Source organism: Bradyrhizobium sp. BTAi1, from assembly GCF_000015165.1.
GTDB lineage: Bacteria > Pseudomonadota > Alphaproteobacteria > Rhizobiales > Xanthobacteraceae > Bradyrhizobium > Bradyrhizobium denitrificans.
Genome location: NC_009485.1, coordinates 7,649,678 through 7,665,247, shown reverse-complemented (window position 1 = coordinate 7,665,247; position 15,570 = coordinate 7,649,678). Strand labels below are relative to the sequence as shown.

Annotated in this window: 8 protein-coding genes and 1 pseudogene; 3 read left to right on the top strand and 6 right to left on the bottom strand. The window is 61.8% G+C overall.

What is annotated here, in order from left to right:
- Positions 1-441: 441 nt before the first annotated feature.
- From BBTA_RS34165 to BBTA_RS34155, 3 genes and pseudogenes are all read right to left on the bottom strand, one after another.
- On the bottom strand, positions 442-1,467 hold the full coding sequence (locus tag BBTA_RS34165) for an IS110 family transposase (RefSeq protein ID WP_006022522.1): 1,026 nt from the start codon (positions 1,465-1,467) through the stop codon (positions 442-444).
- An 873-nt stretch (positions 1,468-2,340) separates the two neighbouring features.
- A pseudogene (locus tag BBTA_RS34160) lies at positions 2,341-3,418 on the bottom strand (IS630 family transposase).
- A gap of 516 nt (positions 3,419-3,934) precedes the next feature.
- A complete protein-coding gene (locus tag BBTA_RS34155) occupies positions 3,935-6,457 on the bottom strand; it encodes a heavy metal translocating P-type ATPase (protein WP_006022526.1) in 2,523 nt (840 codons plus the stop codon).
- Between the two features lie 539 nt (positions 6,458-6,996).
- On the opposite strand from BBTA_RS34155, the gene BBTA_RS34150 reads away from it, so the two are divergent.
- The gene (locus BBTA_RS34150; RefSeq protein WP_006022527.1) at positions 6,997-7,428 is read left to right on the top strand and encodes a hypothetical protein; all 432 of its coding nucleotides are present in this window, start codon (positions 6,997-6,999) and stop codon (positions 7,426-7,428) included.
- Positions 7,429-7,575: 147 nt separating this feature from the next.
- Here the strand turns inward: BBTA_RS34150 and BBTA_RS34145 are convergent, their stop codons facing one another.
- From BBTA_RS34145 to BBTA_RS34135, 3 genes are read right to left on the bottom strand one after another with little or no spacing between them, the layout of a single operon-like run.
- The gene (locus tag BBTA_RS34145) at positions 7,576-8,766 is read right to left on the bottom strand and encodes an acetate/propionate family kinase (protein ID WP_006022528.1); all 1,191 of its coding nucleotides are present in this window, start codon (positions 8,764-8,766) and stop codon (positions 7,576-7,578) included.
- Positions 8,763-10,181 (bottom strand): bifunctional enoyl-CoA hydratase/phosphate acetyltransferase, encoded by a 1,419-nt coding sequence (locus BBTA_RS34140; protein WP_006022529.1) that lies wholly within the window; start codon positions 10,179-10,181, stop codon positions 8,763-8,765. The genes BBTA_RS34145 and BBTA_RS34140 overlap by 4 nt, the downstream gene beginning before the upstream one ends.
- A 3-nt stretch (positions 10,182-10,184) precedes the next feature.
- Positions 10,185-11,942 carry an alpha/beta hydrolase gene (locus tag BBTA_RS34135; protein WP_006022530.1) on the bottom strand — a complete coding sequence of 586 codons (1,758 nt, stop codon included), beginning with the start codon at positions 11,940-11,942 and terminating at the stop codon, positions 10,185-10,187.
- Between the two features lie 447 nt (positions 11,943-12,389).
- Between BBTA_RS34135 and BBTA_RS34130 the strand changes: the two genes are divergently transcribed.
- Both BBTA_RS34130 and BBTA_RS34125 read left to right on the top strand, forming a co-directional pair.
- Entirely contained in the window at positions 12,390-13,193 is an 804-nt protein-coding gene (locus BBTA_RS34130; protein ID WP_006022531.1) for a universal stress protein, read from the top strand.
- A gap of 1,302 nt (positions 13,194-14,495) precedes the next feature.
- A complete protein-coding gene (locus BBTA_RS34125; RefSeq protein WP_006022533.1) occupies positions 14,496-15,557 on the top strand; it encodes an AI-2E family transporter in 1,062 nt (353 codons plus the stop codon).
- Positions 15,558-15,570 lie beyond the last annotated feature (13 nt).

The window sequence follows — 15,570 nt, the reverse complement described above, 5'->3', positions numbered from 1 at the left end:
GCTCCTTCAGACTTCGAGTTCGTCGGCAAGTGCTCTCAAACACCGCCGCAGGCTCGAGTCCGCGGGTTCCGACGCAAACTGAACCAAGACGAACCAAGATCACCCGATGAGAAGCGCGTCAAATTGCTTCAAAATGATCTCTTCACACCTGTGCATCGGTGGATGGCGCCCGCATGGCAAGAACTTTTTCGACGCTCTGACAATTGGTGGTCGGGGTGCGGTCATCGGTCCGGCCTCATCGAAGCGGATTCCTGGTCCGCGGGCTCTAATGGTAGTCCGCGGATCGAGTCCCAGCCACTATGGCGCGCTTGATGCGCATGCACAGGTACGGGTTGTCCCGATCCTCGGTCTCGACCGGTTGCCATTACGTCGTCGTCGCTCTCACCAATTCGATGATCCCACTCGGCAGCTGACTTTCTTTTCCTTCCCGGCCGCTTCTCCTTACGCGATGGCGGAGGCTTCCTGGCGGAATGCCTCGCCTCGGCTCATCACCGCCCACGCGATCCTCGCCATCTTGTTGGCCACCGCGATCGTGACCACGCGCGCCGGACGCCTTTGGAGGAGCGCGTTGATCCAGCCGGCAAGCTCGGGCTTGTTACGGCAATAGCGAATCACGGCGGTGGCGCCAAGCACGAGCAGCTTGCGCAAATACGCGTCGCCTTTTTTCGAGATCTTTCCCATATGGACCTTGCCACCGGATCCGGACTGCCGTGGGACAAGCCCGATCCACGTTGCCAGATGCCGCCCGGATTTGAAGACTTTGATGTCTCCAATGGTGGCTGTAATTGCGGATGCCGTGATCACTCCGATGCCGGGGATCGTTTGCAGTCGCAGACTGACCTCGCTGGCGCGGTGCGCTACTCGAATGGCGTTCTCGATCGTTTGTACGCGTGTCTGCACATCGTCGATCTGGCCCATGATCAGCTCGACGCAGCTGCGGACCGCATCGGGGAGGACCGCTGGGGTCGCGCCTTGGGCAAGCGCATGCAGCTCCGGGATGCTCCAGACTCCCTTGGGCGCGACCAGTCCGAACTCAGCGAGCTGGCCACGCAACGAGTTGATCAGCGCTGTACGCTGACGGACCAGCAGCTCTCGTGTCCGATGTAGCATTAAGCCCGATTGCTGCTCAGCTCTTTTGATTTCGACAAATCGCATTGTGGGTCGGGCTACCGCTTCACAGATCGCCTCTGCACCCACTGCGTCATTCTTGCCGCGCTTAACGTACGGTTTGACGTAGCCCGCTGGCATCAGCCGGACGTCGTGCCCGAGTGCCGTCAGCTCGCGACCCCAATGATGGGCGGTGCCACAGGCCTCGATGCCGGCCAGGCTACGCGGCAGTCCTTTGAAGAACTCGAGTACTTCCGAGCGACGGAGCTTCTTGCGAACCGCGACCTTGCCAGTCGCGTCGACACCGTGAACCTGGAAAACGTGCTTGGCGAGATCAAGTCCGATTGTCATAGTGGGCATCGTGGATGGCTCCCTTTAAGTGAATCTGACAACGACTCACTTTGGCACATCAGATGCCGGTAGCGGACGCCATCCACACCATCACTGTGGATGACACCCACATGGCCGAGCTTTTCTAACGTCATAGCATTTGGTCGTTGCGGTCATCTGTCCGGCCTTTGCTTGTGGTCTGTTCTCACAACATGGCCTCGATGGTTGTCCGCTGATCGGGCCCCCGTCATCGTTGACGGACTCAATGTCCGTGCAACTCAAAGTCCGTGCACAGGTTCGAAGTGTCCTGATCCTCGGTATGTCGAGCGGATGCCATCAAGGGTCATTGCCCTTGTCCAACTCGGCTTTCGTTTGTCGAGACGCTATTGATGGGGTCACCGCAAGGCCTCATTGCCAAGCCCCACCACGTGATTCTGAACGTCTGTTCCCCAAAAGGTGCTACCTGCTCTGCAGGATTGCCCTGACAATGCGTGCCAAATTGTTGGCAACCGCGAGAGTAACCAGTGGACCGGGCGCATGGACGCATTGACTAAATCGCACTTGCCTTGCCGCAGCCGCAATTGTCGGCGCGCTGAATTGAAAAGTCTGCTAAGTTTCGAGGTCGCAAGGTCGAATGGGGCATACGAAACTTCGGTTTTATGGGACGGAGAAAGTCAAATGCCGGCATTTGAACGCATTCCGTTAGATCAGCGCCTGCGAGATCTTCCATGCGCGTGACCTTGCTCCCTCGCTCACTACTGGCGTGCCTACTCACACGCATTTACAAGCGGGGCTATCGGCGAACGATACGGATGGGAAGTTGGTGGGAGCCGCTTTTCCAAGAAGCCTCGCCGAAACCTGGAGAACGAATTCTGGAAATAAACGCGGACAACTGCGGTACCGTTAAAATGATTGGGGCATTGTATCGGCAGAGCGCTCGATGGAAGCGAGGATGTCATCGGCGGACTTGGTCCATCGGAACGGTTTGGGATCGGCGTTGTGCCGCTCGATGAACGAAGTGATGTCAGCCCTGAGGGCGGCGACACTGCGATAGACACCTCGCCTGATCTTCTGATCGGTAAGGAGCGCGAAGAAGCGCTCGACCTGATTGAGGCATGACGAACTGGTCGGGGTCAGGTGCACATGCCAACGCGGCCTTTTAGTCAGCCATTTCCGGATCAGCGGGGTCTTGTGGGTGGCGTAGATATCCATGACGAGATGGACGTCGAGTTCGCGCGGCACGGCGGCCTCGATCTCGTCCAAGAACTTGCGGAACTCGGCGGCACGGTGCCGTCCGTAGCACTTGCCGATGACCCGTCCGGTCGCAATGTCGAGGGCGGCGAACAGCGATGTAGAGCCGTGCCTTTTTGTAGTCATGGCTCCTTCGGGCTGGCTGGCCGGGACGCATCGGTAACATCGGCTGAGTGCGGTCCAGCGCCTGGATTTGAGACTTCTCGTCCACACACAGAACGATGGCGTGCTCCGGCGGCGAGACGTAAAGGCCCACGACGTCGCGCACCTTGGCCACGAAGTTCGGATCGGTTGAGAGCTTGAACGGCTCCAGCCGGTGCGGCTGGAGCCCGAAGGCCCGCCAGATGCGTTGCACCATCGACACCGAGAGGCCACTGGCCTTCGCCATGTCGCGAGAACTCCAATGGGTGGCGTTCTCGGGGCAGTTTTCCAGCGTCCTCACGGCTTCGATAAGGGTATCGTCAATGGTGCGCGGTGCCCCGGAGCGCGGCTCGTCGTTCAGCCCGTCCACGCGCCGCTTCACAAAACGCCGCCGCCACTTGCCCACGGTCTGCCGGTCCAGCTCCAGCTTGGCCGCCACCTCCGTGTTCTGACCTCCTGCAGCGCAGGTCAGCACAATCCGGGCTCTCAGAGCCAGTGCCTGCGCCGTCTTCCGCCGCGTCGTCAGCGACTCCAGCTCGGCACGCTCCTCATCGCTCAATGTCAGGGGGGGCAGTTGCTGGACCGCCATTAGATGCTCCGTCGCTGTTTGCTTCCCTCTTGGCACAGCGATGCAAATCTACTGCGAATCTACGATTGCGAACTTGTGACTTGGGACACTAGCGCCTGCACAGGCAGGACGGCTGTTCTACTATGCATTTGACCTCCTCTGGCGGGATGGAAACGTCCGCAAACATCCGCGGATCGAACGCAAGCAACAACTCCTATTCCACCTACTCGGCGCAACGACATCGAGCTGCCGTTCTTATATTCCAAACACCTCGTGGTGACGGCTAACATTATCACCAGGCGTCCTGCAGCAGAATGTCTTTAACCACTGGCGCGTGCATGACTTCCCCACACATGCCGAGAAGGCTGTGAATGAGGCGGCTGTTCCTCAAGACAAACTCATGGGCGCACTCATTCATGAATTCGCCCTGGGCGGTTACCGGGATTGTAGTCAGTCTTATCGCCTGACGGGGGAGTAGACCGTTTACGCGGTTGCGTGGCCAGCCCGAGCGTCCATAGCCTCAGATGCTCCAAAGCCCTACCGCCTGTTGTCGCGATACGCGAGCAGGCGCAGCGCGTTGACGACGACCACCAGCGTCGAGCCCTCGTGAACCGCCACCGCCGGGCCGATGCCGAGGCCAAGGACCGTTGCCGGCACCAGCAGCCCGACCACGCCGAGGCTGATGAACACATTCTGGAGGATGATCCCGCGGGTGTGGCGGCTGAGACCCACCGCGAAAGGCAGATGGCTCAAGTCGTCGGCCATCAGCGCAACATCCGCTGTCTCCAGCGCGACGTCGGAGCCGGCCGCGCCCATCGCGATGCCGACCGTCGCGCTCGCCATCGCCGGCGCATCGTTCACGCCGTCTCCGACCATGGCGACCTTCTGTTCGGCGCGCAGCTTCTTGATCGCCTCGACCTTGTCCTCCGGCATCAGGTCGCCCCAGGCCTCGTCCAGCCCGACATCCTTGGCGATCGCCTCGGCGACCTTCTGATGGTCGCCGGAGATCATGATCATCCGCTTGATGCCGAGCGCGTGCAGCTGCGCAAGCGCATCGCGGGCGGCAGCGCGCGGCGTATCCATCAGTCCGATTGCGCCGAGTTCGTTGCTGCCATGGCGGACGACCATCGTGGTGCGGCCGCCTTCGCGCAATTTCGCGATTGCTGCCGCAGAAGCTTTGCCCAGTGCGGCGATGCCGTCGGCGCCGAACATCTCGGCCTTGCCGATCCAGACCGGCTTGCCGTCGAGCGTCGCGGTCACCCCGCGTCCGGTGAGGCTCTTGAGATCATGCGCCTGCGGGACGTCGCGCCGGCCCAGGCGCTCGCGACCGTCGCGCGCAATTGCAGCCGCCAGCGGGTGGTCGCTGAGCTGCTCGACCGCGACGGCGACCCTGAGCAGATCTTCTTCCGAAACTCCTTCTGCCGGGACAATATCGGTGATGCGTGGACGGCCTTCCGTCAGCGTGCCCGTCTTGTCGAAGGCGATCGCGCTCAGCGAGCCAAGATTTTCGAGCGGCGCGCCGCCCTTCACCAAAACGCCACCGCGTGCCGCTCGCGCAACACCGGACAGCACCGCGCTCGGAGTAGCGATTGCGAGCGCGCAGGGACTGGCCGCCACCAGCACCGCCATGGCGCGATAGAAGCTAGCGCTGAATGGCTCGTCGATTACCACCCACGCGAACAGCAGGATGAAAGCGAGTGCCAGCACTGCTGGCACGAAAAGGCGCTCGAACTTGTCAGTGAACCGTTGTGTTGGTGATTTCTGCGTCTCGGCCTCGCTGACCATCTGGACGACTTTGGCCAGTGCGGTCTCGGTGGACAGGCGCGTCACCTCCACCTCGATCGCACCCGCGCCATTGATGGTTCCGGCGAACACGCGCGAGGAGGCGCCCACCGAATTGGGTCTGGCGCGCGCCGTTGCGGCATCCTCGACCGGGCGCTTGTCGACGGGGATGCTCTCGCCGGTGACCGGCGCCTGATTGACGCTCGACTCGCCCTTCACGAGAAACCCGTCGGACGGCAGCCGCTCGTTGGGGCGCACGAGGACCACGTCGCCGACCACGAGGTCCTCGACGGGCACCTCGCGGGTCTCGCCGTCGCGGCGTACGGTGGCCGTTCGCGGGGCGAGCTCGGCCAGCGCCTCGATCGCCTGCTTGGCTCGTCCCATCGCGTAATGTTCAAGCGCGTGGCCGAGGCTGAACAGGAAGAGAAGCAGCGCGCCCTCCGCGAAGGCGCCAAGTGCCGCAGCGCCGGCCGCCGCGACCAGCATCAGCGTGTCGATCTCGAACTTCTTCAGGCGCAGATTGTCGATCGCCTCGCGCAGCGTGTAGAAGCCACCGAAGAAATAGGCGGCGATGTAGCAGGTGATCGGCAACCAGCCGGGGGCAGCGGGCAGGAGCTTCTCGATCGCGAAGCCGATCGCAAGCATAGCGCCGCATGCGAGGGAGAAGATCAGCTCGGTGTTGAACCCGAGAACACCGCCATGCGCGTGATCGTGCTCCTTCTCTCCCCGTGCGTGGCTGTGCTCGCCATGGTCATGACCTGCATGAGCATCGGCCACTTGGTCTTTGTCGACGCGATCAGGCTTCGCAGCCGGCCGGCGGGCGGCGATGGGTCCGGTCACCGTGACCCCCATCCCGGAGAGCGCATCGCGGATGGCCTGCTCGGAACCTCGGGTCCGGTCGAACTCGACACGCACCAGCCCGCCGGCGCTCGCTTCCGCCTCCAGCACGCCCGGCACTGCACGCAGACGATCAGCGACCGTCCGCGCCCTACGCTGGTGAGCGATTCCCTCGACCTGCCAAAGGACATGGCCGAAACGCTCGGTGATCCTGGCTCCGGCGCTTGCCACGAGCTCGCGAATGCGTGGAAGCGGTACGGCGCTTGGGTCGTAGTGGATGCAGAGCTGAGCGGGCTCGCCGGGGCCGGCGGCGGCGACATGAACCTCCTCGACCCCTTCGCGGCCCTGGATCTCCGATGTCAGCCGAGCTACGCACGCGTCATCGGTGTCGGGGACGCCCGGCAGTAGGATCGGAATGTCCAAGCGAAGTTTTTCGGTCACCCTCACGTCCTTCTTTACTTAAAATGCTTCTAAGCTAAGATCGCACCCTCTGGTAACCGCGACCTCACTATTATTCATTATTTTGCACGAGGGAGACAAAAGAAGGCGACCGGGATCTTCTGACGAGCAGATCATCCGTGCAATCACATTCTAGGCCATCATGCCGTCTGGATAGCTGTAAAGTTGCACTGGGTTTCACCGAACCTCCGCCGATCGTACGCGGCTCGTCAGCAGCGAACGGCGCGCCGCTGGACCGACGCCGCGGGCTCCGGCCGGAGTGGCTCATGCCAGAGACTCAGTCTCTTGCGGCCGAGAAAATTTCGCGGCGCCTGGGCGGAATCCTGGCAGCGAATGCGTCCCCCGCCCTGTCAGGATCGTGCGGCCAAGCGCGCGCTCGCATCGTCGCTTGGCGATGTTATGGTTTAACTACGACAGGTCCATGTCCGAGAGGGACCGAGGCTCTCAAGGTCGCAAGATGATGCGCCTGCAAACCAACATTCGCGTCCCCGGCCTGAACGGCCGTGAAGTGACAGACTTTCATGTTGAATTGCGACGACGCCAGCTATCAAGCCTGGTGGCCCGGGGTTCACTTGCAGTTTCACACCGTGCGCCGGGTCACGGGAGATGTCGGAAACGTGGTCTACATGGATGAGTATGTTGGCCGGTTTCGGCTGAGATTCCACGCGATCGTGACCGTCGTTGTTCCGGGAAAGGCGATCACTTGGCAATTCATAAAGGGCGTACGGCTGCCCGGAAAACTCACCCTGCGCCTCGAAGATCAGGCAGAGGGCGTCGCTCTCTCCCACGTGGTCGAGGTCGGATTTCGCGGTGCCGGCCGCGTGATCGATGCTGTTTTTCGCTTCTGGCTCACCCGCGAATTCGCAAATGCGTTGGACGAACACGTGCGGACCGAATTTCCGAAGCTACGCGACTTGCTGCGTTCGCGGGCGGCAACGCCCGGTAACGCATAGCACGAAGGCACGCTCCATTCGACACCGTGGAATTCGATTACCGGCATCACAACAATAGGGCAAAGGCGTAGCACAGCCGGGCGCGATGCTCTGTTTGTTGGTATTGCGGACGATCACGTCGCTTGCAGCGCCGGGCGATGAACAGTTCTACGAATGATCTTCTCTAACGACGTTGAGTGTATGAAGCGCGATCATCCGCTCTTCATTGGTGGGTATGACGAGGACGGCGACGGGGCTGTTGGCCTCGCATATGCGCAGAGCGCTGCCGAGATTGGCCGATTCGTCGATCCAGAGGCCGGACCAGGCGAGCCGCTCGCAGATCCGGCGGCGCACATCGGCGTGGTTCTCTCCGATGCCAGCGGTGAATACGAAGGCGTCGAGCCCTCCGAGCGAGGCGATGAGGCCGCCCGCCTCGCGCGCGACCCTCCAGCAGAAGAGTTCGATTGCTTCTTCAGCCTCGGGGCCGCTGTTGTCAGACAGCGTGCGCATGTCACTTGAGATTCCAGACACGCCCAGCAGTCCCGACTTGCGGTAGAGCAGGTCCTCGACATCCGCCGCGGACATGCCAAGCTGTGTCTGGAGATGAAGGACAACGCCAGGATCGATGGCTCCGCAGCGTGTTCCCATCATCAGGCCGTCGAGTGCGGTGAAGCCCATGGTGGTGTCGATGCTTTTGCCGTCGCGCATCGCGCACAGGCTGGCGCCATTGCCGAGATGCGCAGCGATCATGCGACCGGCGGCAAGCACGGGATCGATCTCGCGCAGGCGCCGGGCGATATATTCGTAAGACAGACCGTGGAATCCGTAGCGCCGGATGCCCTGCTCATGGAAGGCGCGCGGGAGGGGCAGGCGCGCGGCGACCGGCGGCTTGTCGTGGTGAAACGCCGTGTCGAAACAGGCCACCTGCGGAAGGCCCGGGCGGAGCTGCGCAATCGCACGGATGGCGGCCAGATTGTGCGGCTGGTGCAGCGGGGCGAGCGGGTTGAGCTTTTCCAGTGCATCAAGGACTGCGTCGTCGACGAGACGCGGTGCGGCGAACTCGGTCCCGCCGTGGACGACACGGTGGCCAATCGCGATCACCTGGCGGTCACCCAAACGTTCCGCCGCCCAAGCGAAGATGTCCTTTAGCAGTTCGGCGTGGCTCAGCGATGCGCCGTCCGGCCAGTCACGCTCCAGCACGATATCGCCGTCGGCTGAGCGGACCCTCAGGCTGGGTGCGATGCCGATCCGCTCGATCTTGCCGCCGGCTGACAGCATGGGGTTATTAGCCCCGTCGAGCGTGAACAGCGCAAACTTGATGCTCGATGAGCCTGAGTTGAGACTGAAAATGGCTTTCATGCGCTGGCCGGCAGTCCTGGAGCCGCCTTGGTCGCCGTGCGCGCCATCAGCACGGCGACCGCGCAGGAGGCAAGGCGCGTGCGCAGGCTGTCGGCGCGGCTGGTGAGGATGATGGGGACGCGCGCACCCAGGACGATACCGGCGGCAGATGCATCGCCGAGAAAGGTCAGTTGCTTCGCGAGCATGTTCCCGGCCTCAAGATTGGGCACGACGAGAATGTCGGCTTGGCCGGCGACGGGAGAGACAATGCCCTTCTCCTTCGCGGCCGCTGCACTGATCGCATTGTCGAGGGCGAGCGGCCCATCAAGAATGCCGCCGGTAATCTGCCCGCGATCCGCCATCTTGCAGAGCGCGGCTGCATCGAGGGTCGAGCCTATGGCCGGATTGATGGTCTCGACGGCAGAGAGAATGGCCACTTTCGGCTCCTCCACGCCGAGCACATGGGCAAGGTCGATCGCGTTGCGGATGATGTCGGCCTTTTCTTCCAGCGTCGGCGCGATGTTGATCGCGGCGTCGGTGATGATGAGCGGCACCGGATGGTCCGGCACGTCCATGACATAGGCATGGCTGATCCTGCGTTCGGTGCGAAGACCGGTGGTGGAGACGACCACCGCACCCATCAGTTCGTCGGTATGGAGCGATCCTTTCATCAGCAACCGCGCTTCGCCGGCGCGCACCAGCGCGACCGCTTTCTCTGCCGCGTCGTGGCTGTGGGCGGCCGGCACGACGCGCAGCGCGGCGATGTCCTTGCCGGCCTCCTCCGCAGCCTTCCTGATCCTCGCTTCAGGCCCGACCAGGATCGGCGTTATCAGGCCGGCCTCCGCCGCCTCCACCGCAGCCGTGATAGCCGCGGCGCTGCAGGGATGCGCGACGGCGGTCGCCACCGCTTCGCCCCCCGTCGTCTTCTCCACGAGACGGCGATAGCCGCGATGCTCGGCCAAATGCACATCAGGCAGTGCGATGCGGGGACGACGCACCTTGTCCTTCGGCGCCTTCACCTCCGCGCGCCCGGAGATCACCTCCTCGCCGTTCTGGTTGACGCAGCGGCAGTCGAACACGACGACGCTGTGCTCGGGCCGTTTCTCGGCGACGGTCACGCTCGCGGTGATCGTGTCGCCCAAGCCCACCGGCCGGATAAAGCGCAGCGACTGGCTGAGATAGACAGCGCCAGGCCCCGGCAGTTCAGTGCCGAGTACCGCGGATATCAGGCCGCCGCCCCACATTCCATGCGCGATCACGCGGCGGTATATGTCAGTGGCCGCGAAGTCGGCGTCGAGATGGGTCGGATTGACGTCGCCGGAGACGAGCGCGAACAGCTTGATGTCCTCCTCGCGGAGCGTCCGGGTCATGCTCGCTGTGTCGCCGACCCGGATTTCATCGAATGTCCGGTTCTCGATCATCCCCTCATCGGCCATCGCTCAACGCTCCAGCACATAGTGGCCGGGCGCGTCGGCGATGATCGGATAGTTCTTGTCGGGCGCGCCCATCGGCGGCGCCGTTGCGGCTTCGCCGGAATGCCGCTTGAGCCAGTCGCTCCAAGCCGGCCACCAGCTTCCTTCAAAGAGTTGGGTCCTGGTCAGCCACTCATCCGGATCGAGCGCCGGCCCGTCCGCCTCGCGGCGGAGCAGTCGATAGGAACGACGCGGTCGCCCTGGCTCCGACACGATGCCGGCATTGTGGCCGCCGCTCGTCAGCACGAAGTCGATCGCCGCGCCGGTCAGGCGATGGATCTTGTGCACCGATCGCCACGGCGCAACGTGATCGCGTTCCGTGCCCACGACGAACATCGGCTGGCGCATGGCGGAGAGACTGATCGTGCGTCCATCGACCTTGTAGCGGCCCTCGGACAGATCGTCCCCGAGAAACAACTGGCGCAGATACTGGCTGTGCATCGCAGAGGGCATGCGTGTGCCGTCGGCGTTCCAGGCCATCAGATCGGTCATCGGCTCGCGCTCGCCCATCAAATACGTGGTGAGCAAGCGCGACCAGACGAGATCGTTGGAGCGCAGGATCTGGAACGCGCCGCCCATCTGGCTGCTGTCGAAATACCCTCGACTCCACATCAGGCTTTCCAGGAGGTTAAGCTGCCCCTGGTCGATGAACAGGCCAAGTTCGCCCGGTTCGCAGAATTCGGTCTGGGCCGCGAGCAGGGTCACGCTCGCGAGCCGCTCGTCCCCATCGCGCGCCATCGTCGCGGCGACGATCGACAGCAGCGTCCCACCCAGGCAGTAGCCCACTGAATGGACTGAAGCGGCGCCAGTGATCGCGCAGATGGCGTCGAGAGCGGCCATCGGTCCGAGCCGACGATAGTCCTCCATGTCGAGATCGCGGTCTGCGCTGCCCGGATTGCTCCATGAGATCATGAAGACAGTGAAGCCCTGTCCGGTCAACCAGTTAACCAGCGAGTTCCCGGGCGAAAGGTCGAGAATATAGTACTTCATGATCCAGGCCGGCACGATCAGGATCGGCTCCGGCCGCACCATATCGGTCGTCGGCGCATACTGGATCAGTTCCATCAGCCTGTTGCGGCAGACCACCTTGCCACTGGCCGTGGCGACGGACTCACCGACTCGAAACGCTTCCGCGCCAGCTGGCGGCTGACCGCGGACCATCCGCCCCATGTCGTCCATGAGGTTGCGCACCCCATCGATCAGGCATCGCCCGCCGGTGTCCAGGATGCGCTGCTGGAGGACTGGATTGGTGGCGAGAAAATTGGTGGGCGCCACCGTGTCGAGCCATTGCCGCACGGTGAACGCCACCATGTCTTCATGATGCTTGGTGACGCCCGCGACGCCAGTCGTCGCCGCGTGCCACCATTGCTGGTTCAGCAAAAAGGCTTGCGAGATTAGATTGAACGGGGGCGTAGCCCAGGCCGTGTCCGCGAAGCGGCGGTCCTGCGGCAGCGGCTCGATCGCGCGCTCAGCGTCGTTCTTCGCCGCGCTCCTGGCTGCATAGTCAGCCAATCGGAGGCACTTGCGCATTGCTTTCGCGCCGAGCTGCAACTGCTTGCCCGGCGAAACGGCGAGATGCAGGCCCCAGTCGGAAAAGGCCTGGGCCACCGTCACCGGAGAAAGCCCGAAAGTCACTTGCGCGAAGGCAGCCGTCGTCGCGCGATCCAACGTTTCTGACAATCCATCCAGCGGATCGGTCGCAGTCTGCGAGTTGACCTCAGGCATTCGTTTCCATCTTTTTGCGATTCCAGGAGTTGGGCACTGAAGGAGAGTACAGCTGCCGACCACCGAGAGGTGGCAGGGTCAGAATGCAGCCAGCGAGCGCTCCTAACCTTGACATGGCTCAATGATGAGCGGTCATTCATCGATGAAGGTAGCAAAGATGATGGTCCGCTATCCCACAGGCAAGTATCCGCCAATGACTTATCAGTTAGACGAGATGATCGGCCCTTCGCAGCCAGCCGTCAGTTCGTGCTTAGAGCCTGCCGCCGGCTTGTTTGCCCCACTATCATCCGGCTCAGTCGCAAAGCAGGGAGTGACGGCCGAAATCGGTCGGAGCTGCGTCCTGTGCTTTGAGCCGCGCACTCCGGCTGGAGTTTCGCCGGGGCGGCATACGATCTGTAAGAGCAAGATTCAACGCGGCGAGCAACATTGAAGAATGGGAGTGATGCCATGAGCTTTTGCGACATCGTTGTCGATGCATGCCCTCGCAGCGACCTCTATCAAACGCTTGATCGAGCTCGCGACATGGCTAGGGAGTTCGGTTCTAACCTTGCGGTGGTTTCCTATGCTTGGCCCCCTCTGTCGATGACGGAAGCGCTGGCTCCCAACGTCTTCTCCGTCCAGGAGCAGACCCGAGCCATGGAAGATGCTCTGGCTGCCGCCCGGAGTGCGTTCGACAAGGTGTTTGGAGCGAACCCGAAGGGGGTCGAGTGGCGTTCAGGCATCCGCGAGCCGACTAAAGCGGTGCGCGACCATCTGCTGGCTACCGATCTGCTAATCACGAGTTCGTCCGAGGCCGACGCCTGCGTCTTGCCAGATCCGGCCGACCTCGCTCTCCGCTCCGGTACTCCAGTTCTGCGTCTTGGACGAAAGACCGCAAGCACTTGCTTCCCAAACGTGTTGGTGGCTTGGAAGGACTGCTCGCAAGCCCGCCGGGCCTTGCATGATGCGCTCCCTCTGCTTGAGCGTGCCCAGAGCGTCGCGGTCGTCGGTGTCGGGGACGAGGTGTCCGCCGACCGGCTTGAGGCGGTGGCGGAGCACCTGCGCCGTCACAAGGTGAAGGCTCGCTATTGGCACCTCCCTCGCTCGCAAGACGATGTCTGCGCGGATCTGCTCGGTCAGGCCGAACGCGAGGGTGCGAACCTCATCGTCGCCGGGGTTTACAGCCACGGCGCTCTGACCGAACGGGTGCTCGGCGGTGTCACCAGGGAAATGCTGAAAAGCACGGAAATGTCCTGGTTTCTGGCACATTGAGGATCGTGGACTGGCTAAAGGATAAAAGGGGATAGTTCGCCGTCAGGGGATGGGGCGGCATTCTTGCCTGCAGAGCGATATGTAATCGGCCGTGGTGATCGACGGGTTGCTATCATCGACGCTTTTGACGCTGATACTGCTGCCGATCCTTTATCGTGGCGGCGCTGCGAAGGGGCCACATGACGGGTGAACCGTTTGCCTGACACTGATCACTGCCGAAGCTTCGCGAGGGACTGTCCGATCATCTCAGCCTAGTTTGAGCGCGTCAGACTCAGCCAGTCTTCTTGATGCGACAAGCGATGCAACCAAGACCGCGGAAGAGAGCGTAGCGGCGAAACCTGCGATGGCTGCGGCGAAGATGATGCCGATCTCGCCGAACCGATCACTTGCAGCGCGGCCGATGCGACGAGATGACGGAAGAGTTAGCAGAATGACGTGAATCCCGATGCCGGATAGCGCTGTACTCGAAATGAAGCCTGAAACCAGTGCCGAGAGAGGAAGTCCAAACCTGCTCGCTGACAGCTATGATTAGTATGACGACAACCCAATCGCATGAGGATTGAGCGCAGCGTCGGAGCCCATGGACAATTAGGTACGAGGGGCAGGACAACCAGTGTTGCTCCTGCGAATAGCAGGGGGTTCTCTAGGTAGTTTTCCGCCAGGATGTCTCTGGCGACGATGAACCAGAGATTTGGCCGCGAACACGGCAATGATCGCTCCGAGCCCGCCGGCAAGCGCCGGATGTTGCATCGAAGTCCACCGAGCAATACGGTCGTCGTCGACGCGATCACCGGGATCCTCTTCATGCCGTCGCCAACAACGAGTGCGATAAGGGCACCTCCGGTTGTGATCACGAGCATTATCTGGCGGCCGACAAGTAAGCTGATGGTACCGGGAAGCGAAGTAACAGCGAACGTTCTACGGGGGGCGAACGTACTGGCCCGGAACACTTGCGACGTTCCCGCTCCGCGATCCGGAGGCCGGGCCCCAAATCGCGACGGCGAGGTTGAGGGGGGGGGATCGACGACGGTCGTTCCTCCGCTTTCTGACATTGAAAAGCCCCCTTGGAGGCCTTTGATATCAGAAGTCCATTTCAGGTAATTGCCGCCGTCGCAATCCGACTTCGAGCGTACTCGTTTGGCGGTCGGCCGGTAGCGCGCCCGGGACGTGACTAAATCAGGTCGACTCAGTTGACTGTCAGCGCCTACCATGGTGGCAGTGGCCGTTCAGCGTTCTCAGTGCAATCAGATGGGAGTCGAAAATCGGTCCTCGACGCCCGCGCCTGGTTAACAGGAAGCCGATATGCGAACCTTCGAAGACAGAGTTTTCGTCTCTTTGGTCGTTACTGGATCACTTGCCTTCGGCTGGATTCTCTGGCCATTTTACGGTGCAATTCTCTGGAGTGTGGTCGCGGCGGTTGTGTTCGCCCCGTTGTACCGGCGATTGTCGCAGGCGATGCAGCAGAGGCACAGTCTTGCAGCGGCCGCGACGGTCATGATTATCGTGACCTTGGTAATTCTGCCCTTGACGCTGCTGAGCGTGACACTGGCGCGAGAAGCATCCAACGTGTACGGACGGGTTCAGTCCGGCGAACTAGACCTCGTTCGGTCATTCCAACAGATTCTGGACGGATTGCCTGACTGGATGGCTCGTGTGCTGGATCACTTTGGCCTTGCGATCCTGGGCGGGGTACAGGAGAAGTTATCCAGCGTCCTCTTGAAGGGTAGCCAATTCCTTGCCGCGCAGACTCTCGATATCGGTCAGCGCACGTTCGGCTTCCTTGTAAACCTCTTCGTCATGCTGTGCCTCCTGTTCTTTCTGTTTCGCGATGAGAATACACTGTCCAAGCGCGTTAAGGACGCCATACCGCTACGCCCCGAACGACTAGATGCCCTCCTGCTCAAATTCACCATCGTTATCCGCGCGACGGTCAAGGGAAACCTGCTCGTCGCTCTCCTGCTAGGAGCCCTCGGCGGTTTGATGTTTTCGCTTCTGGGCATAAACGCGTCGCTGCTATGGGCGGTTTTGATTGCCTTCCTGTCCTTGTTGCCCGCGATAGGATCTGGCTTAGTCTGGGTGCCGGTAGCGGTTTATCTGCTTGCAACCGGCGCCATCTGGCAGGGCGTCGTCCTGATCGTCTATGGTGCCCTCGTCATTGGTCTGGTGGACAACCTCCTGCGGCCGATGCTCGTGGGTAAGGACACCAAGATGCCTGACTATGTGGTGTTCTTCTCGACGCTAGGCGGGATCGAAGCTTTCGGTATCAATGGCTTCGTCATAGGTCCCGTGATCGCGGCCATGTTTATCGCAGCTTGGGAAACGTTTTCGGTGTTGAGACAAAGGAATGACGACGCAATCGCGTGAGGTATTTCGGCGG